The organism is Pseudodesulfovibrio hydrargyri (assembly GCF_001874525.1).
Classification (GTDB): Bacteria; Desulfobacterota; Desulfovibrionia; order Desulfovibrionales; family Desulfovibrionaceae; genus Pseudodesulfovibrio; species Pseudodesulfovibrio hydrargyri.
This window is the reverse complement of sequence record NZ_LKAQ01000004.1, coordinates 1,311,860-1,338,036: the sequence shown is the minus strand read 5'-3', so window position 1 is coordinate 1,338,036 and position 26,177 is coordinate 1,311,860. Positions and strand designations below refer to the sequence as shown.

General features: G+C 62.4%; 22 protein-coding genes and 1 tRNA gene. 7 read left to right on the top strand and 16 right to left on the bottom strand.

Annotation, left to right across the window (positions count from 1 at the left end; genetic code table 11):
- Positions 1-138 precede the first annotated feature (138 nt).
- Both BerOc1_RS10625 and BerOc1_RS10620 read left to right on the top strand, forming a co-directional pair.
- Positions 139-1,017 carry a zinc dependent phospholipase C family protein gene (locus tag BerOc1_RS10625; RefSeq protein ID WP_071545676.1) on the top strand — a complete coding sequence of 293 codons (879 nt, stop codon included), beginning with the start codon at positions 139-141 and terminating at the stop codon, positions 1,015-1,017.
- A gap of 91 nt (positions 1,018-1,108) precedes the next feature.
- On the top strand, positions 1,109-3,415 hold the full coding sequence (locus BerOc1_RS10620; RefSeq protein WP_242652955.1) for a PAS domain S-box protein: 2,307 nt from the start codon (positions 1,109-1,111) through the stop codon (positions 3,413-3,415).
- Positions 3,416-3,537: 122 nt separating this feature from the next.
- Here the strand turns inward: BerOc1_RS10620 and sppA are convergent, their stop codons facing one another.
- Both sppA and BerOc1_RS10610 read right to left on the bottom strand, forming a co-directional pair.
- A complete protein-coding gene (gene sppA, locus BerOc1_RS10615; RefSeq protein ID WP_341349793.1) occupies positions 3,538-4,434 on the bottom strand; it encodes a signal peptide peptidase SppA in 897 nt (298 codons plus the stop codon).
- 18 nt (positions 4,435-4,452) lie between these two features.
- The gene (locus BerOc1_RS10610; RefSeq protein WP_071545673.1) at positions 4,453-6,318 is read right to left on the bottom strand and encodes a 30S ribosomal protein S1; all 1,866 of its coding nucleotides are present in this window, start codon (positions 6,316-6,318) and stop codon (positions 4,453-4,455) included.
- A 359-nt stretch (positions 6,319-6,677) separates the two neighbouring features.
- Here BerOc1_RS10610 and BerOc1_RS10605 point away from each other — a divergent pair, with 359 nt between their 5' ends.
- Together BerOc1_RS10605 and BerOc1_RS10600 are read left to right on the top strand one after the other, a co-directional pair.
- Complete coding sequence (locus BerOc1_RS10605) at positions 6,678-7,226, top strand: hypothetical protein (protein ID WP_071545672.1); 549 nt, start codon at positions 6,678-6,680, stop codon at positions 7,224-7,226.
- A 6-nt stretch (positions 7,227-7,232) separates the two neighbouring features.
- A complete protein-coding gene (locus BerOc1_RS10600; RefSeq protein WP_071545671.1) occupies positions 7,233-7,658 on the top strand; it encodes a pyrimidine dimer DNA glycosylase/endonuclease V in 426 nt (141 codons plus the stop codon).
- Between the two features lie 253 nt (positions 7,659-7,911).
- Here the strand turns inward: BerOc1_RS10600 and BerOc1_RS10595 are convergent, their stop codons facing one another.
- Both BerOc1_RS10595 and speD read right to left on the bottom strand, forming a co-directional pair.
- Positions 7,912-8,853: a spermine/spermidine synthase domain-containing protein gene (locus BerOc1_RS10595; RefSeq protein ID WP_071545670.1), complete on the bottom strand. Its 942-nt coding sequence runs from the start codon at positions 8,851-8,853 to the stop codon at positions 7,912-7,914.
- Positions 8,835-9,242, bottom strand: coding sequence for an adenosylmethionine decarboxylase (speD, locus tag BerOc1_RS10590; protein ID WP_071545669.1), 408 nt, complete (start codon positions 9,240-9,242; stop codon positions 8,835-8,837). Before speD ends, BerOc1_RS10595 begins: the two co-directional genes overlap by 19 nt.
- Positions 9,243-9,639: 397 nt before the next feature.
- Between speD and BerOc1_RS10585 the strand changes: the two genes are divergently transcribed.
- Both BerOc1_RS10585 and BerOc1_RS10580 read left to right on the top strand, forming a co-directional pair.
- Entirely contained in the window at positions 9,640-10,056 is a 417-nt protein-coding gene (locus tag BerOc1_RS10585; protein WP_071545668.1) for a secondary thiamine-phosphate synthase enzyme YjbQ, read from the top strand.
- A 57-nt stretch (positions 10,057-10,113) separates the two neighbouring features.
- Positions 10,114-10,190 (top strand) — tRNA-Arg (locus BerOc1_RS10580).
- 143 nt (positions 10,191-10,333) lie between these two features.
- Here BerOc1_RS10580 and BerOc1_RS10575 read toward each other — a convergent pair.
- The 3 genes from BerOc1_RS10575 to BerOc1_RS10565 all read right to left on the bottom strand — a co-directional run bounded on the left by BerOc1_RS10575 (position 10,334) and on the right by BerOc1_RS10565 (position 13,793).
- Positions 10,334-10,663 carry a ComEA family DNA-binding protein gene (locus BerOc1_RS10575; RefSeq protein WP_071545667.1) on the bottom strand — a complete coding sequence of 110 codons (330 nt, stop codon included), beginning with the start codon at positions 10,661-10,663 and terminating at the stop codon, positions 10,334-10,336.
- Positions 10,664-10,734: 71 nt separating this feature from the next.
- Positions 10,735-12,174 carry an aryl-sulfate sulfotransferase gene (locus BerOc1_RS10570; RefSeq protein ID WP_071545666.1) on the bottom strand — a complete coding sequence of 480 codons (1,440 nt, stop codon included), beginning with the start codon at positions 12,172-12,174 and terminating at the stop codon, positions 10,735-10,737.
- Positions 12,175-12,299: 125 nt separating this feature from the next.
- Positions 12,300-13,793: an aryl-sulfate sulfotransferase gene (locus BerOc1_RS10565; RefSeq protein ID WP_165610809.1), complete on the bottom strand. Its 1,494-nt coding sequence runs from the start codon at positions 13,791-13,793 to the stop codon at positions 12,300-12,302.
- Between the two features lie 800 nt (positions 13,794-14,593).
- Between BerOc1_RS10565 and BerOc1_RS10560 the strand changes: the two genes are divergently transcribed.
- Complete coding sequence (locus BerOc1_RS10560; RefSeq protein WP_129586523.1) at positions 14,594-15,508, top strand: transporter; 915 nt, start codon at positions 14,594-14,596, stop codon at positions 15,506-15,508.
- Positions 15,509-15,577: 69 nt separating this feature from the next.
- On the opposite strand, the gene BerOc1_RS10555 is transcribed toward BerOc1_RS10560, so the two are convergent.
- From BerOc1_RS10555 to BerOc1_RS10515, 9 genes are all read right to left on the bottom strand, one after another.
- Positions 15,578-16,933 carry a sigma-54-dependent transcriptional regulator gene (locus tag BerOc1_RS10555; RefSeq protein WP_071545663.1) on the bottom strand — a complete coding sequence of 452 codons (1,356 nt, stop codon included), beginning with the start codon at positions 16,931-16,933 and terminating at the stop codon, positions 15,578-15,580.
- Between the two features lie 3 nt (positions 16,934-16,936).
- Positions 16,937-18,877, bottom strand: coding sequence for an ATP-binding protein (locus tag BerOc1_RS10550; RefSeq protein ID WP_084641377.1), 1,941 nt, complete (start codon positions 18,875-18,877; stop codon positions 16,937-16,939).
- 300 nt (positions 18,878-19,177) lie between these two features.
- Positions 19,178-19,873, bottom strand: coding sequence for a DUF1573 domain-containing protein (locus tag BerOc1_RS10540; RefSeq protein WP_071545660.1), 696 nt, complete (start codon positions 19,871-19,873; stop codon positions 19,178-19,180).
- Positions 19,874-20,063: 190 nt separating this feature from the next.
- The gene (locus BerOc1_RS10535; protein ID WP_071545659.1) at positions 20,064-20,525 is read right to left on the bottom strand and encodes a cytochrome c family protein; all 462 of its coding nucleotides are present in this window, start codon (positions 20,523-20,525) and stop codon (positions 20,064-20,066) included.
- A gap of 10 nt (positions 20,526-20,535) precedes the next feature.
- The gene (locus BerOc1_RS10530) at positions 20,536-20,832 is read right to left on the bottom strand and encodes a ComEA family DNA-binding protein (protein WP_071545658.1); all 297 of its coding nucleotides are present in this window, start codon (positions 20,830-20,832) and stop codon (positions 20,536-20,538) included.
- Between the two features lie 18 nt (positions 20,833-20,850).
- Positions 20,851-21,054, bottom strand: coding sequence for a hypothetical protein (locus BerOc1_RS10525; RefSeq protein ID WP_071545657.1), 204 nt, complete (start codon positions 21,052-21,054; stop codon positions 20,851-20,853).
- A gap of 9 nt (positions 21,055-21,063) precedes the next feature.
- The gene (locus BerOc1_RS19115; protein ID WP_165610808.1) at positions 21,064-21,216 is read right to left on the bottom strand and encodes a hypothetical protein; all 153 of its coding nucleotides are present in this window, start codon (positions 21,214-21,216) and stop codon (positions 21,064-21,066) included.
- A 10-nt stretch (positions 21,217-21,226) separates the two neighbouring features.
- A complete protein-coding gene (locus BerOc1_RS10520) occupies positions 21,227-22,387 on the bottom strand; it encodes a putative sulfate exporter family transporter (RefSeq protein ID WP_071545656.1) in 1,161 nt (386 codons plus the stop codon).
- 27 nt (positions 22,388-22,414) lie between these two features.
- Positions 22,415-25,321, bottom strand: a complete 2,907-nt coding sequence (locus tag BerOc1_RS10515; protein WP_071545655.1) for a hypothetical protein — start codon at positions 25,319-25,321, stop codon at positions 22,415-22,417.
- Positions 25,322-26,177 lie beyond the last annotated feature (856 nt).

Below are 26,177 nucleotides of genomic sequence, written 5' to 3'. Positions count from 1 at the left end.
GAAAAACCGCCCCGGCCCTTTGTTCAGCCAAGACGGGAGGTTGCCGAAACCGGCGGTCACCAGGGGTAAATCTTTACACGATTATCGTTGACTTTTCGGGCCAGACCCTTACGTTTCCCCTCGGAGAGACCCGATCCGATGAAGCTTGTCCTGATCCTTGCCTGCCTTTTCGTGGCGCTTATGCCCGATCAGGCCCTTGCCTGGGGGCCGGGGGTGCACTTGGCCCTGGGCAACGCCGTGCTGTCCAACCTCGGTTGCCTGCCGCCGCTGCTGGCCGCGATCCTGGCGCGCCACCGCGAGGCCTTCCTCTACGGCTCCCTGTCCGCCGACATCTTCATCGGCAAGGGCACCCGGATCAAGCCCGGCCACAGCCACAACTGGGTGACCGGCTTCAAACTGCTCAAGTCCGCCGGGGACACGCGCGTGGCGGCCTACGCCTACGGCTACCTGACCCACCTGACCGCCGACGTGGTGGCCCACAACTATTTCGTGCCCAACGCCCTGGCCGCCATGAAGTCCGGCTCCAAGCTCTCCCACGTCTACGTGGAAGCCCAGGCCGACCGCCGCTTCCGCAACGAGCAGGAGACCGCCCTAAGCCTGCTGCGCATGCCCAACCGCGTCCAGGACGACTCCCTGCTCACGGCCATGGACCGCCGCCGTCTGCCCTTCCTGGTCAAGAAACAGCTGCTCAAGGGCAGCCTGTCCGTGACCGGGCGCAAGTCCTGGAGCGACTCCCTGCGGCTGGCCGAACGGCTGCTGCATTCATCAAAGGTCAACCGCCAGCTCGACGACATGTTCTCCCTGTCCGAGAACCTGGTCTTCGATTTCCTGAACGGCCCGGACCTGTCCCCGGCCGTGGCCTTCGACCCCATCGGCAGCGGCCATCTCCGCCTGGTGCGCGAGATGCGCCTGAAACGGCAGGCCGTGGCCCCCTTCTCCCCGGACGAGTCCCTGCTCGTCGTTCCGCGCCCGGCCATCGACGGAGCCGACGCCGTCCTGGCCAAAGCCTGCGGCTGATCCGCGCCGGGACCTTCTCATCCGTTTCAATTCCCCCGTCCTTTTGTTATGAGGACGGTCAGGCGGCGCGATACCCGGCCGTAAACAACGGATGGCTGTTCCCATGCTCAAGCGCATCACCTACCTGATCCCCCCTGTCATCGGCCTCATCGTCGCCGTGATGGTCTACATCGGCTATCGCGCGGATCAGGACCACCACGCCCAGAAGGTCCGCGCCCGGGTGGTCCAGTCGCTGAACGAGGGCAAGGCGAGCCTGGATTCGGCCATCGGCTCGGGCGTCCACCTGATCAGCGCCATAGAGGCCTTCCTCAAGGTCAACCCGGGCCTGAACCAGTCCCAGTTCGCGGTCCTGGCCGACGCCCTGCTGGTGAACATGCCCGCCGTGCGCTCCCTGCAGCTGGCCAAGGACGACACCGTGTCCCACGCCTACCCTTCCTGGAGCGCTGACAAGATATTCGGCCGCGAGCTGAACCAGTTGGGCACCCCGACCCTGCGCACCCTGCTCAAGCGGGCCAAGGCCACCGGGCGCAGGCAGATCCTGCCCCCGGGCGAGGATGCCCTCGGCAACGAGGAGATCGTCATCCTGGCTCCGGTCTTTCTGCCCGGCAAGACGCTCCCGGGGGGCTACTGGGGCATGATCAGCGTCCACCTCGACGCCGCCGCCCTGTTCCGCACCGCCAACATCGGCCTGTCCGGCGACATCCTCCTGGCCCTGCGCGACAAGCAGCCCCGGGACGGCAGGGACGCCATGCTCGCCGGCGATCCCGTGGTCTTCGAGATGGCCCCCCTGCTGCGCACCGTCCACGTCCCGTCCGACGACTGGCTCCTGGCCGCCGCCCCGCGCGGGGGCTGGGCCGGCTCGCCCTACGCCAAATACATCCTCGTCTTCGGGCTGCTGGCCATGGTGCTCATCCCGGCCTCCCTGTGGGCCGTGGCGGTCATCGTCATGGGACGCCTCAAGGACCGCGAGCGCTACTACCAGCTGGTGCACAGCGCCAAGTCCATCATCATGCGCATCAACATGGACGGCGACATCGTCTTCTGCAACGAATACGCAGAGGATTTCTACGGGTACGAGCCCGGCGAACTGCTGGGCAAGCCACTGGTCGGCACCCTGGTCCCGCGCAAGACCCTGGAGGGCCGCTCCATGCGCCGCTACCTCGCCCGGCTGCTCATGAACCCCACGGCCCACCCGTTCAACGAGACCATGAACGTGCGCAAGAACGGCGAGATCGTCTGGGTGGCCTGGGCCAACGACTCGGTGCGCGCCAAGGACGGGAGCAGCGTCGGCCTGCTCTGCGTGGGCACGGACATCACCGACCGCAAGCTCATGGAGGAGGCTCTGCGCCAGCGCGAAAAGCAGTACCGCCTCCTGGCCGAGAACGTGACCGACATCATCTGGGGGTTGGACGCGGACTACCGCTTCACCTTCGTCAGCCCCTCGGACGAGGCCGTACGAGGCTTCAGGCGCTCGGACGTGCTGGGCCGGTACATCCAGGAGTTCCTGACCCCGGCGTCCAAGACCCGGTTCAAGGACATCCTGCGCGTACTCGACGACCTGGCCGACGCCCAGGGCTCCACCGCCTCGGTCACCGAGGACCTCGAATTCACCTGCGCGGACGGCGGCTCGGTCTGGCTCGAATCCCACCTGGGCATCCTCTTTTCCGAAGAGGACGAACGCATCGGCCTGCAGGGCGTCAGCCGCGACATCACCGACCGCAAGTTGGCCGAAGCCCTGCGCGAGGACGTGGAGCGCATGGCCAGGCACGACCTCAAGACCCCGCTCGGCGCGGTCATCGGCCTGCCCGAGGAGATCCGCCGCCACGGCAGCCTGAACGCGGCCCAGGAGGCCATGCTCGGGACCATCGAAAACGCGGGCGCGAGCATGCTCGAACTGATCAACCGGTCGCTGGACCTGTACAAGATGGAGTGCGGCACCTACGTCCTGGACCGAAGCACTGTGGACGTCCTCAGCGTGCTCGAGAAGATCAAGGCCGAGGCGCTGCCGCACATCAGTGAAAAGGGGATCAGCGTGGGCATCGAGGTCATGGGCGGCGCGGAAAACGGCACCCTGCCCGTGTCCGCCGACCCCGAGCTCTTCCATTCCATGCTCGCCAACCTGATCCTCAACGCCCTGGAGGCCTCTCCGGAGACCGGGTCCGTGTCCATCGTCCTGGACAGGCGCGACGGCCTGACCGTGATCATCCGCAATCAGGGAGAGGTGCCCCTGTCCGTGCGCGAGACCTTTTTCGACAAGTACTCCACCTCCAGCCCGGCGCGAGGCTCGGGCCTGGGCACCTACTCCGCCCGGCTCATAGCACGCACCCACGGCGGCGACATCGCGGTCGAGACCGGCACCCCGGGCGAGACCAGCGTGGTCGTGACCCTGCCGCAATAGCGCGGAGGACGCCCCTCGATACGGCCGATCGGCCGCGACAGGACACCTGACACAACAGGAAGCGGGCCGCAAGCCTGCGCCTGCGATCCTCGCGGCCCCCGCCTCCGGTGGGGTCGGTCCGCCTATTTATAGAAGAATGACCAGCCCTGGGGCAGGCTGGACGAGAGATCGATCCTGAGGGAGCCCATCAGTTCCTGGACGAAGGTGCGTTCCTCGACCGGCCCTTCGACCAGACGGGCGCGGCCGGTGATGCCGGTCTCCTTCTTGAGCTCGGCGATGGCGTCGGCCTGGGTGCCGATGCGGTCCACCAGTCCGAGGGACACGGCCTGACGACCGGTCACGGCGCGGCCGTCGGCGATGGCGGCCACCCGGGCGCGGTCCATGCCGCGCGCCTCGGCCACATGGTCCACGAACTGGTCGTGAAGGTCCTGCATGAGGTCGAGCATCTGCTCGCGCTGGGCGTCGGTCAGGTTGCGCAGGGGCGTGCCCGCGGCCTTGTACTTGCCGGTGGTCAGAACCTCGGGCCGGATGCCGAACTTCTCCATGGCGTCGGCCACGGTGACGAACTCGGCCATGACCCCGATGGAGGCGGTGATGGACCCCGGATTGGCGTAGATCATCCGGGCCGGACAGGACGAGTAGTAGCCGCCGGACGCGGCCACCGTGCCGTAGGAGGCGATGACCGGCTTGGCCCGGTTGAGCTCTTTGACCGCGGCGTAAATCTCCTGGGAGGGGGCGATGGCCCCGCCCGGGGAGTTGACCCGCAGGAGCACGCCCTTGACCGAGTCGTCCTCCTCCAGGGTGCGGATGAACGAGACCACCCTGGAGGCGTCCACGATCATGCCGTCCACGTGGACGACGCCGATCTTGTCGCCGGACAGGGCGAAGGTCCCGGGCGTCCAGCCCATGGAACGGAAAAAGGCCATGACCCCCGTGATGAGGGCCATGGCCAATATGATCATCATCACCCCGAACAGAAGGGGGTGGCGCTGGGAGAAACGGTCTTTGGTTCCTGCCATGCGCATGACGGTTTTACCTTACTTCTCTTCTTCCTCGGCAGCGGCCTCCTCGGCCGGAGCTTCGGATTCGACTGCCTCTTCGACCGGGGCTTCCTCGACGGCCTCGACAGCCTCGACGGAAGCGGCGGCCTCTTCCTCCTCGGCGGCGGCCAGGGCGTCACCGGCGGCTTCCTCCAGCTTCTCGCGGAGCAGGTCGCCCAGGGTGGAACCGGCGCTCACGCTGTCGCCACCAAAGGACTTGGACTTGCCGCCGCCGGAACGGGCGGGCTCTTCCTTGGTCTGCTTGATGGACAGGCCCAGACGGCGCTCGTCCGCGGACACGTGGATGACCTTGGCCTCGATGGTGTCGCCTTCCTTGAACATCTCGGAGGGGGACTTGATCTTCTTGCGGCTGATCTCGGAGACGTGCACCAGACCCTCGATGCCTTCCTCGACCTCGACGAAGAGACCGAAGTCGGTGATGTTGGTGACCACGCCGTTGACCTTCTGGCCCACGGGGTACTTGGCCGGGACCTGGGTCCACGGGTCTTCGGTCAGCTGCTTGACGCCCAAGGTGAACTTCTCGTTCTCCTTGTCCACGGTGAGGACCTTGGCCTGGACGGAATCACCGACCTTGTAGACCTCGGAGGGGTGGCGGATCTTCTTGGTCCAGGAGATGTCGGACACGTGGATCAGGCCGTCGATGCCCTCCTCGATGCCGATGAACACGCCGAACTCGGTGATGTTCTTGATGGCGCCCTCGAGGACGGTGCCCTCGGGGTACTTCTCGGCGACCACGTCCCACGGGTTCGGGGAAATCTGCTTCATGCCGAGGCTGATGCGCTTCTTCTCGGGATCGACGCCGAGCACGACGACTTCCACTTCCTCGCCGACCTTGACCATCTGGGAGGGGTGGCGGAGCTTGCGGGTCCAGGACATCTCGGAGATGTGCACCAGGCCTTCCACGCCGTTCTCCAACTCGACGAACGCGCCGTAGTCCGCCAGGTTGGTGATCACGCCGGTGAAGCGGGAACCCTCGGGGTACTTCTCGGCGATGTTCTCCCACGGGTCGGGCACGAGCTGCTTGAGGCCCAGGGAAACCTTCTGACCTTCACGGTCGAAGTTGAGAATCTTCAATTCCAGATCGTCGCCCAGGCCGACCATCTCCTTGGGATGCTTGATGCGCTTCCAGGACATGTCGGTGATGTGCAGCAGGCCGTCGAGGCCGCCCAGGTCGATGAACACGCCGTATTCGGTGATGTTCTTGACCTTGCCCTGGACCACCTGGCCCTCTTCGAGGGTCTCCAGCAGCTTCTCGCGCTGCTCGGAACGCATCTCCTCGAGGAGCACGCGGCGGGACACGATGACGTTGGAACGACGGCGGTTGATCTTCAGGATCTTGAAGTCGAACTCCTGGTTGACCAGGGCGTCCATGTCCGGGACCGGACGGAGGTCGACGTGGGAACCGGGCAGGAAGGCCTCGACCCCGCCGAGATCGACGGTGTAGCCGCCCTTGATGCGGCGGATGATGCGGCCGACGACTTCGCCGTCCTTCTCCTGGAGCTCTTCCAGTTTATCAAAAAGCTGCATCCGCTTGGCCTTGTCGCGGGACAAGTAGATGGTGCCTTCGGCTTCGTTCTTGCGGGCGACGAACACGTCGACCTTCTCACCGACGGACACGGACACGGTGCCGTCCGGCTCGGTGAATTCGGAGACGGGGATCTGGCCTTCGGACTTGAAGTTCACGTCGACCAGCACGTAGTCCTTGTCGACCTTGACGACTTCGCCCGCGACAATGGTCCCTTCGTCCAGATCTCCGAAATCGGAGTTCAGATACTCGTCGAGAGCATCGGCAAAGTTCATTTCCATTTCAGGCATTTCAACAGATTCGTTAGTTTTTTCCATGGGTTACCTCCACAACGGACCTCGGACAAAGTAGTTTTAACGTATATTTTCAAGATGCTGGTTCCGTGCTGGCGGGTCATCGTTTCCGAGGCAGGCGAGCCCCGTTCACACGGTCGGTCTTGGCGGCCGATCCCGACATCTTTACGCTCCTTTTGAGGAAGGCAAGCAATTCAAGCAAGTTATGAATCAGCTATTCTCCCATAATAAGAAGAGTCATGTACGTAGCGAAAATATAGGACCCTGTAAACCCTTTTCTGGCCAGGATTCGGCACCGGCCGACGCGGTCTCGCGGCACACACCCTTTGCCTATCCCGGACGAATTATGTAGTGTGCGAAGATACTGTGACATGGAGGACGGAATGCCCGAAAATCGTTTTGAAATCTTCCTGACCGAAGCGCGGGCCGGGTGGCTGGAGGCCCGGCTGGTGTCAAACGATTCCCACTTCGACCTGAGCGTCAATTCCAATTTTTCCGAGCCCATCAAGGACCTGTTCCGCTGCCTGTGCGACGTGCGCGGGCTCGACGCGCCCACGGACATGGAGACGGACTACCGGCATACCGAATTCGAATGGGGCGGCGAAGGCTGGCTCTACTACTGGGTGGTCACTCCCCGGCCCGGCGGCGTGCTCGACATCCTGGTGGACTTCAAGGGCAAGCGCGAGGTGGGCGGCGCGGAGTATCCCGTCTGGAAGATCGAGACCTCCACCACCTGGGACGAGCTCGCCCGCCAGGTCTTCACCCAGGCCTCGGAAATGCTCTGGATGTACGGGTTCACCGGCTACTACGCCCGCTGGCAGAAGGACTTCCCGGCCGGAGAGATGATGCGCCTGGGCCACCTGCTCCACGGCCTGCCCGCCGAGACCGACGACTTCGCCCGCGAACTGGGCTACCTGGCCGAGACGAGGTAGACAGCCATGCGGCTGTGGACCGTCCATCCCCGCTTCCTCGACGTCAAGGGACTGACCGCTGTATGGCGCGAAGGCCTCCTGGCCCGCAAGGTCCTGCGCGGCCAGACCAAGGGCTACACCAACCATCCCCAGCTCATCCGCTTCCGCAACCACCCGGACCCGCTCTCGGCCATCGACGCCTTCCTCGCGGCCGTGCTGAACGAGGCCCGCAACCGGGGCTACAACTTCGACGCCTCCAAGATCGATGAGCACGCCCAGGCCGCGCCCATCAAGGAAACAACCGGCCAGCTCGACTACGAGTGGCGCCACCTGCTCAAAAAACTCGAACAACGCGACCCCGAACGCTTCGAAGACTCCCGCAACCTACGCCCTGCGCCACACCCGCTGTTCGTCCTGGTCAAAGGCGGCGTGCGGGATTGGGAAAAACTTTAAGAGGTCTCCCCTTTTCCCCCTCCCCTTCTTTTTCCAATTTTTTTGTACCGCTTCGCGGAGACGCAAGCGCCCCCCTCGCCCTTTCGCGCCCGCACGCCCCTGCCGAAGGCACACAAAAAGCTTTGAAGAGGGAGCCCAGAGGGGGAAACTTTCCCGAAAGTTTCCCCCTCTGGCCGCCGGAGGCATTCATCAAAAAAAGGCCGGGCCGGTGCGCATGCACCGGCCCGGCCTTTTTATATACGTACGCGCGCGTCTAGGACTTGACGCCGGTGCCGGTATAGCGGGCCGGGTCGTCGAGGGTGGAAAGGGTTTCTCCCTTGGCCACCTTGTCGCGCAGGTATTTGGGCGGACTCATGAGGCCGCGCAGGGCGATGCCGTCGAAGAACCTGAGTTCGCCGTCCACGTTTTCGGCCAGGAAGGCGTCCACCTTGGCCGGTTCCGGATCGGTGTCCAGCGGCTTGAGCGAACCCAGGGCGAAGCCGAGCGGGACCACGTAGGTGGGCGTGCAGGAGAAGAAGTGGGTGACGTTCTCGAACACGGTGCCCAGGGTGCGCACGATGCGGGCGTGGCCGTCGTCGAACGGGGGCGTGACCGGCCCGGCCTGGATGACGAACACGCCGCCCGGGGCCAGGGCCTCGCGGCAGGTGGTGAAGAACTCCCTGGTGAAGAGGTTCATGGCCGGACTGTCCTCGAGGGGGTCGGACAGGTCGCAGACGATCACGTCCCAGGAGCCGCCCTCCTTTTCGAGCACTTCGAAGGCGTCGCCGAAACGGATCTCGGCGCGCGGGTTCTGGAAGCAGCCCTGGTGGATGTTGCCCAGATGCTCCTGGCAGGCGTCGTACACGACCTTGTCGATCTCCACCTGGACGGCCTTGGTCACGGACTTCCACTTGAGGACCTCGCGCACGGCCCCGCCGTCCGCGCCGCCCAGGACCAGAACGCGCGACGGCGCTCCGTGCTGGTACAGGGCGGTGTGGACGAGCGGCTCGTGGTAGAGGAACTCGTCGCGTTCGGAGACCTGCCACTTGCCGTCCAGGACCAGGCCCGCGCCGAAGGTCTTGGAGCGGACGATGGACATCTCCTGGTATTCGGTCCGCTTGAAGTCGAGAATCCGCTCCACCCCGTGGAGGTGGACGTCGTCCTCGGTCATGTATTCGGTGATCCAGTAGTCGCTACTCAGCCTCGAACCTGCCACAGCGTCGCCTCCTCTTTCGGGGTCAGGGGATGGTGGCACCCGCAGCCGTTGCCGCGCGGCAGCACGGTCAGGGTGTGGTCCGCGGCCTTAAACTCGCTGACGAAATATTCGCAGGCGAGCCTGGGCTTGGCGGTTTCGCCGCAGGTGAAGATATCCACGGCCGCATAGCCCGATTCGGGCCAGGTGTGGATGGAAATATGGGATTCCGCGAGCAGGGCCAGGGCGGTGACCCCTTGGGGCTCGAATTTATGGCTCGTGATGTCGAGCAGGGTGGACATGGCCCGCTGGGAAGCGGAGATCATGGTTTCGAGAATGAGCTGCTCGTCGTCGAGCAGATGGGAAGGACAACCTTTGAGTTCAAGAATGCAATGCACACCGACAGTGTTCATTCATCAACACCTCGTGATTAAATGGTTCAGTGACCGAAACACCTCCTGGCCTTGGCGGCCGGGCAACCCGCCCAGCCTTCAACTAAAAACATAAAACCCCCTTGGTACGGTTGGCCCGCGCCGACATGGCGCGAACCCGGCGGGAGCCGCATCCGGGGGAGTGCATACCCCGGGGGCGTCCCGCGCGCCCGCCGCCGTTCGGACCGGTCAATCCTCGCGACGGCGAACCAATGGAAGGAGCTTGTACGCAAGAATTTCGCTAATGCAAGCATTATTTTCCGCTTTCCCCGAATTGTGACGAACCCCGCGCCGGGCATGGGCTTTTACCGAACCCCGCCGGACCGGCCCCGCGCTTTTTTCATGGTCCGCCGGGCGCGGCCGTGCTAGTGGAAACGACATGAAATCCTACCGCAAAGAACTCTTTTTCGAGGTCCCGACGCGCCGGGCGTTTATGAACATCACCGAGGACGTGGAAGCGTGTCTGCGCGAATCGGGCATCCGGGAGGGGCTCTGCCTGGTCAACGCCATGCACATCACCGCCTCGGTCTTCATCAACGACGACGAGTCGGGCCTGCACCACGACTACGAAGTCTGGCTGGAGAAGCTGGCCCCGCACGAGCCGGTCTCCCAGTACCGGCACAACGGGTACGAGGACAACGCGGACGCGCACATGAAGCGCCAGATCATGGGCCGCGAGGTGGTCGTGGCCGTGACGGAAGGGAAACTGGACTTCGGTACATGGGAGCGCATCTTCTACGGCGAGTTCGACGGCCGCCGCAAAAAACGGGTCCTGGTCAAGATCATCGGTGAATAACCCCCGCCGAATATCCTTGACCTCTGCCGCCCGCCTTGATTAATGAGACATCCACGCGCGCCAGTAGCTCAGGTGGATAGAGCATCGGCCTTCTAAGCCGACGGCCGTGGGTTCGAATCCTACCTGGCGCACCAAAAACATAAGGATTCAAGCCTATTGCTTGGATCCTTTTTCTTCTACTCCTTACCTTCCATGGTTTCGCGATACGCGATACGCAGAGGACACGAAAAAGGCCGCCCCGATCGGGGCGGCCTTTCAATATCCTTGGCCTGGGCCTCTAGCACTTGGACGGGGCCAGTGCGGGCTCGGCGTCGGGGTCGTAGACGACGTCGCCGTCGTCGGCGACCTGGGGATTGAGCTCTTCCATGAAGTCCTGGGTCATGCCGGGGACCTTGAGCATGTCTTCGGCGGACTTGTAGTCGCCGTTGGCCTTGCGGTAGTCCACGATGGCCTGGGCCAGTTCCTCGGGGATGTCGATGTCGTCGATGGCCATGAGCTGTTCGACGGTGGCCTTGTTGAAGCTGACGACGCCGTCCTGGGCAAACGCGGAGGCGGCGAACAGCAGGCACAGGGCGGCCAGGCAAAGGGTGATGACGAGATGTTTCATGATACTTTCCTTTCAGAGTTTCAAAGGGGCGGGACGCGCCGGGGCGGTCCCGCCCGTGGTTCAATGGTTAGTTAGCCGGCCTTGATCCGGAACGTGGTGTTGTCCGGAGGCGTGACCTTGACTTCCGTGGGCTTGTCGAGCTGCGGGATGTAGTCGTACGGCACGCGCATGGCGCGGTACACCAGGTTGTACTTGCCGTTTTCGGTGTAGTACGGGCTGATGTATTCCCAGACGATCTCGTGATCCGGGGTGACTTCCTGGAACTGGCCGACCGCGCCGTTGGTGATCAGGGTGTTGCCGTTGGGCAGCCGCTGGGCCGAGGAGACATAGTCCGAGTAGAACTGGTACTTGTTGCGCATGCCCATCTGCTTGGCCGAGTGCTCCCAGACCACCTTCAGGGTGCGGGGGTCGAATTCGATCACGCGGGAGTAGTCGCGCCGAGCGTCGGACCAGCCCACCGGAGCGCCGGGGTTGCGCTTGCCGTAGCCCGCGTAGCCGCCGTTGTCGTAGACCAAGATGTTGCCCTCGCCCGGAAGCCCCCTGGGGATCATGTGGGTATGGTGCTGGCCGATGATCTGGCCCAGCTTGGACAGGGCGCGCTTGTACTGCTTGCCGCCGAATTCCCAGACCGAATCGCTGTAGAAATCGGGACCGAGCTGCCAGACGACCTTCTTCGTCTTCTTGTCGATGATGAAGTTGGTGTTGGTCTGGCGGCAGGAGATGATGATGTTCTCCGGGTTGAAGACCGCGTACTTCTCCTTGTCCTCGTCCCACCACTTGTTGGGGCCCAGGTAGGAGGCGGCGTTGACGTGGATCCAGTCGCCGCCCTTCCGGCCCGGAGTGCGGGTCATGGAGAAGGTCGGGTACTTGTACATGGTCTTCTTGAAGTCCAGAGGGAAGTCCATCTCGTCGAAGTGCTCGGAGGCGACCCAGTCCCAGATCACATTATTGTCCGCGTCCACTTCAACCAGGTAGTCGTCGTACAGTTCCTTGTCCGAGATGTACTGGTTGTGGGTGAACTTGTGGGACAGGATCAGGACCTTGCCCTTGTAGTTGTCCAGCGGCATGGCCGGGGTGTGGTAGCCCGCGGGGTTGCCCTCGAACTGGTAGTCGTGGTGCAGGCCGGCGCGGGGGACCCGGCGCAGGACCTTGCCGTCCCAGTCCACGACCACGAAGTCGGTGGAATCCGGGTCGGCCCAGACACGGCCCTTCTTTTCCGGAGCCGGGCGCATGGCGCCGGCCAAAAAGCCGCCCTTGAGCATCTTGGGCGGGTGCTCGGCCTGGCAGACATTCTTCCACTGCCGGGCCACGTTGCCGTTCATGTCGATGAGAACGGTGCCCTCGGATTCCACTTCGGTACCGAAGACGGTGTAGCCGCCGAAGCATTTCTCGGGCTTGTATATGGTCGTACCGTGCGGGAAGACCGTGGGGAAGGACAACGCCTTCAGGGGATTGACCAGCGTAGCCGCGGCAGCCACGGCTGCGCCGGTGAGGAATTCACGTCTTTTCATTATGTTCTATCTCCTTTGTCGCTCCTTCGAGGCGACGCGGATTGGAGTCTGTTGTCCGGGACCGGCCTTCCGGTCCCGGGATGGCCGGATTCCAGCCCTTGGCCGGAATCCGCAATCAATGCGCCCTAGTAGGCAACCATGGCCGGTCCGTCGCCGCCGTCGTCCTCGGCCTCGGCCTTGGCCGGAGCCTTGGCTGCGGCGGGAGCGGCGGCCGGGGCGGAGAAGCCTGCGCCCGCGTGGTAGTCACGGAAGAAACGCGGCGCGTCGTCGCCCGCGATGTAGCCCTGCGGGGTCAGAGTCTTGCCGTAGAACGCGGGGTAGTCTTCACCGTAGCGGTAGGCGCGGTGGACCATGTTGGTCATGGCGTCAAGATGGAACTTCTCCGGGAAGGCGTCGTTGTCGTTGACGACGGCCTTGGTCTTCCCGGCAAAGAGCGGGCTGATGAACTCCCAGGCCACGTCGCCGTCCATGGTGACCTCGAAGATGTGGCCGCCGTGGGTGGAGGTGATCAGGGTGTTGCCGTTGGGCAGGCGCTGCACCGAGCCCTGGCGGTGGGAGTTGAAGCTGTTGGTGTGCCTGGTCTCATACTGCCAGACGATCTTGCCGGTCTTGGGATCCATTTCGACGGCGCGGGAACGGCGGGCCTCGGGGCGCTCGGAGCCGTTGTCGAAGATCAGGATGTGGCCGTTCTTGAGCGGCGTGGCGCAGTGGTCGCCGAACAGTTGCTGGGAACCGTCATCCCAATAGCCGGGCTTCTTGGCGGTGGGGTCCCAGGCCGAGGGGTTGCCCCAGCGGTATTCCATCTCGCCGGTCTTGTGGTTGATGAAATAGAACTCGGAGAAGTTCCTGGAGTTCAGAACCACGGTGTCCGTCTCGGGGATGTAGTTGACCGTGTTGAAATGCGACCAGTCGTAGTTGGGGTACGTCCCTCCCATCGGGCGGGGCATGGTATAATTGATGTCGAACTGTTTGGGGCCGGTGCCGATATGGTCCTTGACGTGCCATTCCCAGACGGTCTTGCCCTCGGGGTTGACCTCGCGGACGAAATCGACCCAGAAACGGTCGTGGGGAATGCCCTTGGACACCACCGGCTCGGAGGGGATGGTCAGGGGATTGCGGCCCAGTTTGCGGAACTCGTCATTGGTCATGGCTTCCCAGGCCAGGATCATGGTGTTGCCGTTGGGCATGCGGCAGAAGGTGTGGTGCTGGATCTCCTTGTTCGGCGTGAACAACTTGTATTCCCATACTTTCTTGCCGTTCCAATCGAATTCCTCGAGAATACCGCCGGCGCCGCCGATACCGCAGTAACCCGCTTCCTTTTTCTTCGGGATGGTTCCGGCCCGCAGCAGATGGCCGTTGGGCAGCAGCATGGAATGCAGACCCGCTGTGTATTCGCTCTTCCAAGTGTGAACGATGTTGCCGCGCATGTCGATGAGATAGGTGGTCTTGCTGCCCACCGTGGGATCGAACAGGGTGTACCCCTGGTAGGCCTTGGCCTGGTCATAATACAACACACCGGTGGGACCGGTGATGGATTCATAGGCAAACGCCCCGGAGCTCAATCCCATCATCATGATACCGAGCATGAGGGCCATATGCCATGGATGCAGTTTACGCACTCTTTCCTCCTTACCTGTTTCAAACGTTCTTGTTGCCAACACGCGCATCCATTCGAGTCATGACCCGTCCCCCGGGCGCGCCGTCACCATCGGGTGGCCGTCCATCCTGACACGGATTTCACAAGCCCACCGAACGCTCCGGAAAAGCAGGCACGCGCCATGTTCTCCTCACGGATGCGATTGGGCTAAACCAAGTTTCATGCCAGCAGCTATTCATACGTTATATCATTTGAATCCAGCATGTTATCATTAATTAGCACCAACTGCGGCCCGGCTTTCGGGCGACCCCGCGCACACACTGTGCCGCCCCCCGCACAAAACGACTCCTGCGCCGGACCATTTTTTGGGGTTCTTGTGAATCAAGGCACATTGCGTTTCATTTAATTGCGTAGTGCCGCATATGACTCCGGGTTCTCGTCCATGGAGCCTTCCCGCAGGCATGCGGCACAGCATCCGAGAGGCCACTCAAACAACCAACATACCGTAATATTTTATTTTTACTAATCCCCCCCCTGGTAACTGAACACCCCTATTCCAAGCCCGAATCCGAAGATCCGAGGCGCACTTGTGAATTCCGGATCGTGTCTGGGATGCGGAGCTGTACGGGCGTCCGACCACCCGCGCCGCGAAGTGGGCGCAAGCTGGAATGATTCTTGATTCCCAGCCCCAGGCCATAGGCGAGTAACTGCACCCACGGCCTGCGCCGCCGCGTTCGATCTGGGAGGTCGACACACCGGACGGCATGTCTTGCAACCCGACGCCGGGGACGTTCTCCGCGCGCCGACAACAAGGAGAATTGGATGAAGAGAGTAACAGTCGGAGTACTGGCATGCCTGCTGGTCGTTCTGCTGTGCGGAACGGCCATGGCCGAGGGGCCGGTCCACCGGTGCTGGACGAACATCGGAGCGACCTTCGGTCCGGGCGGGCTCGGCATTCCCAAAGGGTTCCTCGCCGTGGGCGGCAACGTAACCTTCGCCAAGAGCAATGGCATTTGGAAAAGCAGCCAGCGGCGGAACGGCAAGGTCAAGACCACCAAGCTCAACGAAATCTTCAAGACGCGCTACGGCATCATGGAGTCCCTGGACATCAGGACGGCCACGCCGATCTATAACGTCCACGTCGACAAGGCGAACGGAGCCGACAGGGAGACCTACGGCATCGGCGACACAACTGTCCTGCTGCACAAGGGGGTGTTCAACCAGCAAAAGGGAGACCTGCTGTCCGTTGCCGTGGATTTCGGCGGCATCGTTCCCACGGCCTCGGTGGGTTCCCACTCCTCCAACTTTGTCGGCAACGACGCCTGGGGCGCCATGTTCGGCCTGGGCGCCACCTACTTCATCGGAGCCAACCGCTTCGACACCGAAGTGAACTTCGCCTCCTTCGCGGAAGGGGCCCAGGATTACCAGAAGGGCAACCGGACCCGCTGGAACCTCGGCTATGCCTACGCCCTGAGCGAATTCTGGGACATAGGCGCCGAATCCTCCTGGGAGATGAGCGACGAATCGCGCTACGATGGCCATGGGCAGCAGGACGCCTATGTGGAATGGTACGCGGGCCCCAAGGTGACGTTCAAGTACAAGCCCTGGAAACTCTTCGCCGGTCTCCTGACCAAGGCTCCGGTCCACCGCTGGTACGAGAGCAACAAAGTCGGCTCCGACGACTTCAGAGTGGAATTCAAGCTGATCAAGCTCTTTGATATCGGCTCGATATTCTAGTCCCCGGTTCTCGGGACAAGTCGAAGGCCGGTTCGAACGAACCGGCCTTTTTTTAGTGGGAAAGGGGAACTACAGGTTGTAGGCGTCGATCTTGTCGTACAGGGTCCGACGGCCGATGCCCAGGATCTTGGCCGTCTTGGAGCGATTGCCCCCGGCGGCGATCAGGGCCTGGCGGATGGCCTTGATCTCGGCGTTCTCCACGGCGTGTTTCAGGGACACCGTGCCCTCCTCGCCGTCTTCCGGAGCCTCGGGGAAGCACAGGGGATGCGCGCAGAGGTCCTCCGCGCTGATGGTCTTGCCCCCGGCCAGCAGCACGGCCCGTTCGATGACGTTCTCCAGTTCCCGGATGTTTCCCTTCCACGGAGAATCCAGCAAGGCCTGCATGGCCCCGGGGGTCAGGGACTGGACCTCCTTGTTGTAGCGGAGATTGAACTTGCGCACGAAATGGTCCACGAAGACCACCATGTCTTCCTGTCGATGGCGAAGGGCGGGCAGGTGCAGGGGAATGACCGCCAGCCGGTAGTACAGGTCCTTGCGGAACTCGCCGGTCTCCACCGCCTTCTCCAGGTTGCGGCTGGTGGCCGACAGGAACCGCACGTCCACATGGATCGGGATGTTGCCGCCCACGGGCTTGATCTCCTTCTCCTGAATGGCCCGCAGCAGCTTGACCTGGGTGGCCGGAGTCAATTCGCCGATCTCGTCCAGGAAGACCGTGCCGCCCTGGGCCTCCTCGAGCAGGCCGCGCTTGGCCCGGATGGCCCCGGTGAAGGCCCCCTTGACGTGGCCGAACAGCTCGCTCTCCAGCAGGTTCTCGGACAACGCCCCGCAGTCTATGGTGAAAAACGGCTTGTCCACGCGGGAGCTGGCGTTGTGGATGCGCTTGGCGAACAGGGACTTGCCCGTACCGGTCTCGCCCTGGATGAGGATGGAGACATCCGAATCCGAAACCTTTTCGACCATGATCATCATCTGCTGGATCAGGGCATTGCTGCCGATGACCATGGACTCGGGCCCGGACTCGGCCTCCTGGCTGTTGAAACTCTCCAGCTTGCGGTGCAGCTGGCCGTGCTCGATGGCCCGGCGGGCCAGCAGGGCGAGCTCCTGGGTCTTGAACGGCTTGGTGATGTAGTGGTAGGCGCCGAGCTTGATGGCTTCCACCGCGGTCTCGATGGAACCGGCCCCGGTCATGATGATGAACGGCAGAATGTGATCGATGCCGCGTATCTGCCGGAGCAGCTCCAGGCCGTCCATCGGCTTCATGGTCAGATCACTGACCACCAGGTCGTAGGCGGTTTCCGAAAGGGCCTTCCAGGCCTCTTGCCCGGTGGAAGCCGTGTCCACCACGTACCCCTGGCGGGCCAGGGACCGCTTCAGCACGGACAGCAGTTCTTGTTCGTCGTCGACCAGCAATATCTTTTCGGGCATGGCTCAGCTCTCCTTGAGGCGGGCGGCGGGGAACTCCATGAACATGGAGGTTCCCTTTCCCAGTTCGGATTCAGCGAAAATCAGGCCGTCAAGCCGTTGCACCATTCTGCGGGTAATGAACAGCCCGAGGCCGAATCCCCCCTTGCGCGAGGAAAAGAACGGTTCGAAAATCTGCGTCAGGTTCTCCCTGGGGATGCCCTTGCCCGTGTCCCGGACCTCGATGCGGACCGTCGCGTGCTCCCCTTCCCCTTCGCCCTGGGCCAGGATGGCGATGGTGCCGTCCTCGTCGGTCACGGCCAGGGAGTTGAACACCAGATTGACCAGCACCTGCTGCAGGGCCCGCTCGTCGCCCCGGATGAACAACGGGCGCTCCTCGATCTCCAGGGTGACCCGCTCCCGCTTCTTCCTGCTGCCCAGCAACAGGAGCGAATCGGCTATCAAGGTCCGGACGTCGAGAATCTCCATGATCATGGGCCTGGGCGTGGCCGCCTCCAGCAGCCCGGTGGTGATCTCGCCCGCGCGGATGGCGTTGCGCTGGATGACGGCGAGGCCGTCCTTGACGTCCCTGGACGAGCCTTCCTCGTACATCAAGTCCTCGGCATTGGCCTGGATGATGCCCAGGGGGTTGTTGATCTCGTGCGCCAGGCTGGCGGCCATCTTGCCGATGATGCCCAGCCGCTCAGACTGGATGAGTTCCTCCTCCATGCGGTTGCGCTCGGTGACGTTGCGGGCGAACAGGCAGGCCAGCACGCCCTCCTGGGACCCTCCCTGGATGATGCGCCCGGCCACCTCCACTTCCATGGGTTGCGCGGAAACGCCGAGCATCTGCAGGTCGAGCTTGTCGCAGCCGTCATGGTACACCTTGGTCAGAAAGGCGCCGATCTCGTCCCGGTACTCCCGGGTGACCAGCTGCTGGAGGGCGGGCACCTCGCCTTTGGGGAACAGGAGAAACGTCCTGGCCCGTTCGTTGGCGTGCAGGATATCCCCCTCTTCGTTGACCAGAAAAATCATGTCCGGCGAGGATTCGATCAAGTCCCTGTAGCGCTGCTCCGTGCGCTTCAGGTCCCCCGTGACCTCCTCGACCCGGCGCTTAAGCAGCACGTTCCAGACCACGATGACGATGAAGACCACCCCGGCCACGCTCGAACCGATGGCCACGTACTTGGCGTACACCCTGATGTCGTCGGCGATGGTCGGCTTGCCGAACCACTTGTCGCGCAACTGCGCCGTGAGCCCGACCTCCTGCAGGTGCGAAAAGGCCTTCCTGACCTTTTGGGCCAGTTCCGGCTTGGCTCCAGTGATGATGATGCCCAGCGGGGTTTCGCCAAGCACAACGCCCTTCTTGACGATGTTCGGTATCTGATAGCGGTCGATAATATCGTCGGCCACCCGCTCGGAGGGAGCCACAAACACGTCCATGGCCCCCTGGCTGACCATGGTCAGGGCCTCCAGCGGAGAGGTCAGCCACAGGACGTCGCCTTCCAGCTTGGTTTCGGGACTGTAAGGACCGGCGGAGATGGCCACCACCTTTTTCGTGCCGAGATCGCGAAGGCAGGTCACGGAATGGCAATTCTCGTTGACGTAAAGGTGGTGCCTCAGGCTGATGCCGATGGGAATGAACTCGGCCCCCAACTCCTCGGCCAGTTTTTGGGAATCGTGGCCCAGGATGTCCACGGTCCCGTCCCTAAGCATGCTCTTGCGAACGGCCAGGTCGTGCAGGGGTTTGAACTCCAGGTCGACGTTCATGATCTGCGCGAGCAGAACCATTTCGTCCACGGAATAACCGCGAACGACCTTCCTCCCGTCCTTGGCGACCAGGAAGGAGAACGGCGGGGACATGATCCTGGCGGCGACCCGGATCTTCTCACGGCACAGGCCAGTCCCTGTGAAGAGGAGGAAGAAGAACCCAAAGGAAACGATATGCATTGCGCTGCGTCGAAACATGGCGCGACCCTATATCAAAGCGGCCCGACACGCCATCATGGCCGTGTCAGGCATAATTTTCACCCGGTTTCCCCCGGCAGGAGGAGTGCCGGGGGAGGTTCGGTAGAGGCTGCCGGTTGAAATGTCGGATTCAACCAGCTCTCGTGTCGAGATATCGATTTCAGGATGTTGCACGCGTTTTTTCCCCGTCCGCTCCCGGACCTTCATGCCGTTACTGCCCCTCCGGCCGGAAACGGCCGGAGGGGCAAGTGGAGAGGGAGGTTGCTGAAACGGTTGCCTGGGCCGTCAGGCCCGAGCGGTTTATTTGACCGTGCCGAGCAGGACGGTCTTGTAGCCCTTGCCGATGTCGTTCCTGGCATCGGAAAAGATCATGACGATATCCAGGAACCGGCCCTGCCCGCCGGGCGCGACGGCCAGGTCCAGGGTGGCCGACTGGCCGGCGGGTATGGTCTTCTCGCCCTGCCAGTAGGTCTTCCCGAACTTCTGCGACTTCACGGCCGTGACCTTCATGGGGGCGTCGCCCGTGTTGGCCACCTTGAGCGGAACCGTGTTCGTCTTCCCGGCCGCCAGTTCGCCCACGTCGACCTTGCGCGGCTCCACTTCCATGACGCCCATGGGGATGGGATCCACGTAGCCCAGGATGTGGATGACATCCTCGGTCTTGCCATCCGCGCCGGTGAACACGTGGACTGTCTTGTCGAACTTACCGGGATACTTGAATGTATGGTAGGTGATGACCATGGAGGCGGTCTCGCCGGGGGCCAGTTCCGTCTTGTCCAGCTGGGTGGTGGTGCAGGCGCAGCTGGTGGAGACGTTGGCCACCACGGCGTTGCTGTCCGAGACGTTGGTCAGGGTGACGGTCTTCTCGGCATTGGGCCCTTCCTTCATGTTGCCGAAGTGGACCTGCGTGTCGCTGATCTTCAACTGGCCCGCCCAGGCGGACCCGGCCAGACAAAGGACAACGGTAAGAGTCAGAACAATGGTGCGCAATTTCATGGTCGAATCCTTGTCGGTTTTCACACCCTGCGCTGGAGCGCATGTCGTGTGCGGACGGTACGGGGAGGCGGATCGTCCCTGTCTATGGTTGTTCAGTCCGATTTACGCGGCAACCGCCTGGGCGGTGCCCGCCAGGCCGCAGGCCTGGACGGGCTCCACCGGGGCAATGGTCTCGTTTCACTGATGTTCTCTATTTGGTCCCGTGCACAAAACGGGACTTCACCTTGTAGTCGAAGTTCTTGTCCTGGCCCTCGGTGTGGCAGGTCCGGCAGACAGCCTCATCGGGATGGCCGACGATGTCCTTGGGATTCTGGGATTCCACGTGCGCCCGGCCGGGGCCGTGGCAGGACTCGCACTGCACGTCCTTGAGTTCCGGGGTCAGGTCCATGTCGATGAACCCGCCGTCGGCGTCCATGGCCACCACATGACATTTGACGCAGCCGGGCACGGACTGTTTCTCCTCGCCCTGCTGTTTGAGGTCGGCAAAGGCGTTGCCGTGGGGGGTGGTCTTCCACCCCTCCACCTTGTCGGCGTGGCAGTCCTGGCAGGCCATGTATCCGACGTAATCGCCGAACAGGTCGGCCCGGGCGGCCGCCGCCATGAACGAAACCACGAAGCAGGCGGCGGCGAGGAAGAGCAGAAGGCGGTTCATCGTCCCCTCCCTAGCAGTTACAATCCGACGCCGCTTCGATGTAGATGAAGTCGCCGAGCTTGCGCAGCAGCGCGTTGTCCACACCGTCGATATCCAGCAGTTCGGACATGTCCACGAACTCGCCGTTCTCCTCGCGCTGGTCCACGATCTTCTTGGCCAGTTCGGGGCTGATGCCGTCGATGGCCTGAAGCTGTTCCACGGTGGCCACGTTGAGGTTGATCTTGCCGCTGTTGTCGGCCGCGAAGGCAGGGGCCGCGCACAGGGCCAGGGTCAACAAGAGGGTCAGGGCGATGATGCATTTTTTCATTGAATTTCTCCTTGCGGTTTACCAGCCAAGATAGTGATGGCTGTACATGAAGAACCAGACCAGGCAGGACAGGACGCCGCTGGCGATTCCGGAAATGGCCTTTTTGCCCATGGAGGCGGACTCGCGATGGGCCTTGAACACGCCCATGTACAGGGCGGCGATGGTCAGCAGGACCAGCAGCGCCGCGAACACGGGCAGGATGACGTAGTAGATGCCGTGCATGATCTCCTCCTAGAGCATTCCGAGGTACTGGCTGACGGTGATCACGGCCATGACGGCCACGGCGAAAAGGATGCCCAGGGTATCCCGGTCCTGCTCCTCCACGCCGTTGTTGGCCATGTAGTCGAATCCCTTGTCGTCGGTGGTGAATCGATTCTTGCTCATCGTTCCCTCCCTAGGCGGGCAGCAGCCCGGTTTTGATGCAGATCAGGATGGCGGCCAGCAGCAGGACGATGCGCACCAGGCCGGATATGCAGGTGACCAGGAAGCCCTTGAAGCCATGCCCGGCGATCTCGCGGAAGGACAGGGACAGGCCGAGCGCGGCCGCGGCCAGGGAGAAGTCCCACTTGACCATCTCGAAGATCGCGTGGGCCGCGGGCTGCTTGAAGACGTGCAGGCAGGCCAGGATCCACAGGAAGACGAACACGGCGAGCCACAGGGGGAAGGTCTTGATCGCCCCGGTGGCGTGCACGTTCTCACCCCGGGGATTGCGCAGCTTGCGGATGAACATGACCACGAAGACGTACAGGAAGCCGGCGGGCATGATCACGTGGCGGGCCACGTCGAACCAGCCCACGTAGCGCCCGGCCTCGTAGCCGCTCCCGAACCCGGCGTACACGGCCTGGGCGTTGTTGCCCACGCCGACCACCGAGGCCAGGCCGATGTACTTGGCCGGGAGGCCGATCCACTCGCCGAGCACGGGCACCAGGTTCATGGCGATCAGGCCGAAGACGATGACGCAGGCCGTGGAGTGCACCACCTGGCTGCCCTTGGCCTTGATCAGCGGCATGAGGATGGCGCAGACGTGCGGATCGCCGGTGGACAGGCCGCCCGCGATGATCGAGCCGTGCCGGTCGTCGAGCTTGAGCAGCCGGGAGACCCACAGGGTGACCGTGGCCGTCAGGAACAGGAACACGGTGCAGATCAGGATCGGGGTCACGCCGAGCTTGAAGGCGTGGCCGATCATGAAGTGCGGGGCCAGCATGATGATGCCCAGGGGCATCAGCATGTGAATGTAGGACAGGCCGCGTTTCCAGCAGTCCGGCACGCCGAAGACGTTGCCGATGATCAGCCCGACCAGCAGCGGATTCCAGACGAAGTTGGAGTTCATGATCTGGAAGAAGGACTGGTGGTGCAGGGGCCCGATCACGCCGTCCAGCCAGGCGAACAGGTTCGCCAGGGTGAACGGGTTGGGCACGCCCGCCAGGTTGTTGCTGAAGATGGCGATGAAGAACATTGCCAGGAAGCCGGGCAGGACCGCCTTCAGGCCGTACAGCGAGCTGAACCAGGACTTCCGGCCCAGCTCATAGTTTATTGCCATGGTATCGGTATTCATTGTTTTCCTCGTGATAGCTTGCGCCCGTTAGCGGCGGATATGGGCGGAGCCGCCGGTGTTCACGGAGCCGCTCAGCTTGTCGTGCGGGGCCTTGGAGCCGACGCGCCAGTGATCCATGAAGCCCAGGCGAGGCAGCATGGACAGGCGCAGGAAGCCCTCGATGGTGCCGTTGACGCCGACCAGCACGTCCACGTTGTTGCGCGGACGGAAGGCGAGGTTGTCGGTCCTGTCGACTTCGCCCTTGTACTCGGTCTCAAGGTGCCAGGCCTGGACCATCTCACCGTCGAAGCTGTCGATGACGATCTTGAACAGGGGCTCGCCCTGGGCGTTCTTGGGGCCCTCGTAGACCGGATGATCCTTGTCCAGGATGATCGGCTCGGGGTTGTCCATCAGGACCTCGTTGAGCTGATAGCAGTGACCGCAGACGTCGGGACGAACCACGAAGCGCGGGTCGAACTCGAACGGGGTGTCGCGCTCCAGCTCCTGGATGCCGGTGTAGGTCCAGAGATTGGCCTTGCCGTCCTTGAACGGGTCCTTGACGTCCATCTCGGCCAGGACCGAACCGACCTTGAACTGCATCCTGCGTGCCACGACCATGTCCTGGGGCAGGAGCTTCTCGGCCTCAGCGTTCAGGGGGCCGACGACCTTGGCGGCCACGACCTTGCCCGACTTGTCCAGCAGGGTCAGGTCCACGGTGCCCGCCTTGGCGTCCACCCCGTTGCAGCGCAGGGTGAACTTACCCAGCTTGGCGGTATCGCCCGCGCCCATGGCCACGCCTTTGGGCTTGTTGTAGGTGTAGCTGATGCTTTGCAGGGACGGGGTGCCGAACTCCTTGATCTTCACGTAGTTGGAACCGATGTATTCAGGCTGGATGTAGGTCCCGCCCTCGGAGAAGACCTCAGGGAAGTAGTAGCGGTTGCCCGCCTCCTCGGACTGGTCCAACCCCTGGGCAAGATAGAAGTGCGATCCCCAGCGGTTGCCGGAATACTTCATCAGGGAGAGCGAGGCCACGGGACGGTCGTCCAGGTAGGACATGCCGGTGTAGCGCAACGCCTTGTTGCGCACGCCGAGCAGTTCGTCCTGCCAGTACATCAGGTTGCCGTCGCCCATGGGCTGGTTCTTCCAGAAGTCCAGGTTGAAGTCCTTGCGCACGAAGGTGCCGGAGGTGAACGTGGTCAGATAGGCGCGCTTGCCGAGCAGGAAGAAGCTCTCGCCGGCCAGGGTGCGGATGTTGCGCGCGTTGCGCGAGGTGTAGCACAGGCCCGCCGGCGGAATGACGATCCGGTTGTTGCGGTAGTCCACGTAGGAGCCCCGGATGACGATGGCCTCGGCGGACAGCAGCCGTTCCGCCTTGCGGTTGCGGGACAGCTTGCGCATCAGCCCCTTGAGCCGGGGCACGAAGGGCGCGGTATGATCCGGCTCGTAGAAGGAGGCGTCGGAGATCGCCTTGGGATAGGAAGTGAACTTGGACTCCTCGACCACGGTTCCGTAGGAGGAATCGGCCAGGCGGGTCAGGAAGGAACGCTCGATGATCGGCTCCAGCACCGGGGACGAGCCCAGGAAGAAGTCGAGGTTGCGGTTGCCCTCCTTGGGCCACATGACCATGTTGTCCGTGCGCATGAAATAGTAGTCGCGCACGTACAGGTTGCGGACCACGTCCTTGTCGAAGCCGTTGGCCACGACCTTGAAGGCGTGCCGGTTGTAGACGTCGGAGTATTTGACCGGCCCGTCGTAGGCGTCGTGGGCGTTGTCCAGGGTGATGGTCTCGTTGTTTTCCAGCAGCACGCGGTGGAGCATGCCGGTCTCCAGATTGGGCTCCAGCACCACCTTGTAGCGGCTGTCCAGCGGCCAGGGCTGGCCGTTCTTCACGGTGACCAGGTCGCGGTAGACCACGAAGGAGAAGTTGCCCGAGGAATAGCCGTGCGCCTTGGAGGTGGCCCAGGGCACGAAGTCGGAATCCTTCAGGAAGGCGGGATCCATGACGATCTCCACCCGGATGTTCAGTTCGGGGATGGTCAGGTTGTATTTGTCCTGCTCATCCATGCGCGTCTTGTACTCCTGGGCCGTGGTCGGCTTGACCAGCTTCTCGGCGTACACGTGGCCGCCTGAAAAGTCGGTCACCCGGACCAGGAAGCCGTCCGGGCGGCGGAAGGCGTAGATGCGCTTGTTCAGATAGAAACGGTAGTCCTCCTGGCGCACCTCGAGGATGAGGGGCCGCTGCAGGGAGAAGGTCGCCTCGCTGATGGACGGGAATTCGATGGACTCGAATTCGGCGTCGTCGAAGCCGACCTTTTTGGCCACGTACTTGCTGGCCCCGAAATAGTAGGTGTTGTCCAGATAGAACTTGTCCAGCTGCGGGTTGATCCCTTCCTTGAGATGAATGTCCCGAACCTCCTCGCGCTTGGCATGGGTGGTGGAGATGGGGAACTCGAGGGGAAAGCCGCCCGAAGGCGAAATCACGGCGAACTCGCCGTAGGGCTTGTCGAAATGGTCGGTGGAATAGTCGAACCAGAGGCGGTAGCCGGTGTCGCCCAGAGGCGTGCGGTCACCCTTCTTGAGGGCCACGTCCCTGAACGTGAGCTTGGCCGTCTTCAGGCCCACCAGGTAGGCGTGCTCGCCCAGCAGCAGGAACGGGTCGCGCCGAAAGGGCGCGGCGTCATGAGAGGTCTCGGAAACATAGAACAGACCGCCCGGCTGGATGGTGGCCCTGCCGTCCGCGATCTCGCTGCCGCGCAGCACGATGGCCTCGGACAGGCTCTTCTTCTGTCCCAGTTGGTTCTTGTAGACCTTGTTCCGCAGCCCCGCCAGGTGCGGGAGAAAGGTCATGTCCGGAGACGGCGACAGGCCGTTCGGATCGGTTGCGGCCAGGCCCGCGCCCGGGAGGGCGGACAAAACGGCCAAGGTCAGGACCAGTAATCTGAATGTGTGTAGCATGTTCCTCTTTCCCCAATGGTGAATTCAAAGTCCGAAAGGACATCGTCTCCCCAGAGGAACAAGAAGCGTACCAAGCAATCAGAATTAGAATATCCAGTCGAAATCAATGTATTTTAACAATTACACTGCGTTTGATTCGCACATGGACTGTGCGTTTCACCGCACACGACAACCAAGGCTGTTTGCCCGAACGCACACCAGTATCGCCGTTGGCTGCGCGCTGATGACGCAAGCAAAGCCATCGCGGCAAGCTCGAATCGCGAAACATATGCTTGAATGACTTGGCCTAGCCTTCCCCGGCGGCCGCCTGCATCTCGCGTACGGTAGGTCTACGCGAAAATCAGGTATTATCCGGCGTAAGGTTAGAAAAGAGTCTATCCCTCAAAGAATTCCGCTTGATAGAAGTATGGGGTCAGTTCAAAACAAAATAAGGTATTGAGTCCAACCGATAAAGGCACACCTGAACAACCAAAGGAGTTATCGCCACTTCCACCCGTTTATCCGGCACAACTTGCGCCAATTTTGCGCCCCTCAGTTGAATGCCTGGTAGTCAAAAGTAGTCAAAACTCACCAAACCAACTAAAAACAACCGCTATTTCAGTACGGTTTTATATTTTATCTCATAAATTCAATATGTTAATATCGCCCTTCTAAGCCGAATGCCGTGGGTTCGAATCCTACCTGGCGCACCCAAAACATAAGGATTCAGGCGATTGCCTGAATCCTTATGTTTTTGGTCTTCAACCTTCCGTGTGTTTGCGCCCATTATGCGGCACTTCGGGCACATAATTCCCGAGCGTGCACAGTCGAGGTCTTCTCGTCCTCGGGAATATCCTGCGCCTGGGCGGGGTCGTGG

Coding starts and splice junctions, on each gene's coding strand:
- BerOc1_RS10575 (WP_071545667.1), bottom strand. CDS start 10,663: ATGAAACATCTCGTCATCACCCTTTGCCTGGCCGCCCTGTGCCTGCTG.
- BerOc1_RS10620 (WP_242652955.1), top strand. CDS start 1,109: ATGGCTGTTCCCATGCTCAAGCGCATCACCTACCTGATCCCCCCTGTC.
- BerOc1_RS10570 (WP_071545666.1), bottom strand. CDS start 12,174: ATGAAAAGACGTGAATTCCTCACCGGCGCAGCCGTGGCTGCCGCGGCT.
- BerOc1_RS10535 (WP_071545659.1), bottom strand. CDS start 20,525: ATGAACCGCCTTCTGCTCTTCCTCGCCGCCGCCTGCTTCGTGGTTTCG.
- BerOc1_RS10520 (WP_071545656.1), bottom strand. CDS start 22,387: ATGAATACCGATACCATGGCAATAAACTATGAGCTGGGCCGGAAGTCC.
- BerOc1_RS10605 (WP_071545672.1), top strand. CDS start 6,678: ATGCCCGAAAATCGTTTTGAAATCTTCCTGACCGAAGCGCGGGCCGGG.
- BerOc1_RS10560 (WP_129586523.1), top strand. CDS start 14,594: ATGAAGAGAGTAACAGTCGGAGTACTGGCATGCCTGCTGGTCGTTCTG.
- sppA (WP_341349793.1), bottom strand. CDS start 4,434: ATGGCAGGAACCAAAGACCGTTTCTCCCAGCGCCACCCCCTTCTGTTC.
- BerOc1_RS10550 (WP_084641377.1), bottom strand. CDS start 18,877: ATGTTTCGACGCAGCGCAATGCATATCGTTTCCTTTGGGTTCTTCTTC.
- BerOc1_RS10540 (WP_071545660.1), bottom strand. CDS start 19,873: ATGAAATTGCGCACCATTGTTCTGACTCTTACCGTTGTCCTTTGTCTG.
- BerOc1_RS10530 (WP_071545658.1), bottom strand. CDS start 20,832: ATGAAAAAATGCATCATCGCCCTGACCCTCTTGTTGACCCTGGCCCTG.
- BerOc1_RS10555 (WP_071545663.1), bottom strand. CDS start 16,933: ATGCCCGAAAAGATATTGCTGGTCGACGACGAACAAGAACTGCTGTCC.
- BerOc1_RS10585 (WP_071545668.1), top strand. CDS start 9,640: ATGAAATCCTACCGCAAAGAACTCTTTTTCGAGGTCCCGACGCGCCGG.
- BerOc1_RS10515 (WP_071545655.1), bottom strand. CDS start 25,321: ATGCTACACACATTCAGATTACTGGTCCTGACCTTGGCCGTTTTGTCC.
- BerOc1_RS10625 (WP_071545676.1), top strand. CDS start 139: ATGAAGCTTGTCCTGATCCTTGCCTGCCTTTTCGTGGCGCTTATGCCC.
- BerOc1_RS10610 (WP_071545673.1), bottom strand. CDS start 6,318: ATGGAAAAAACTAACGAATCTGTTGAAATGCCTGAAATGGAAATGAAC.
- BerOc1_RS19115 (WP_165610808.1), bottom strand. CDS start 21,216: ATGAGCAAGAATCGATTCACCACCGACGACAAGGGATTCGACTACATG.
- speD (WP_071545669.1), bottom strand. CDS start 9,242: ATGAACACTGTCGGTGTGCATTGCATTCTTGAACTCAAAGGTTGTCCT.
- BerOc1_RS10525 (WP_071545657.1), bottom strand. CDS start 21,054: ATGCACGGCATCTACTACGTCATCCTGCCCGTGTTCGCGGCGCTGCTG.
- BerOc1_RS10600 (WP_071545671.1), top strand. CDS start 7,233: ATGCGGCTGTGGACCGTCCATCCCCGCTTCCTCGACGTCAAGGGACTG.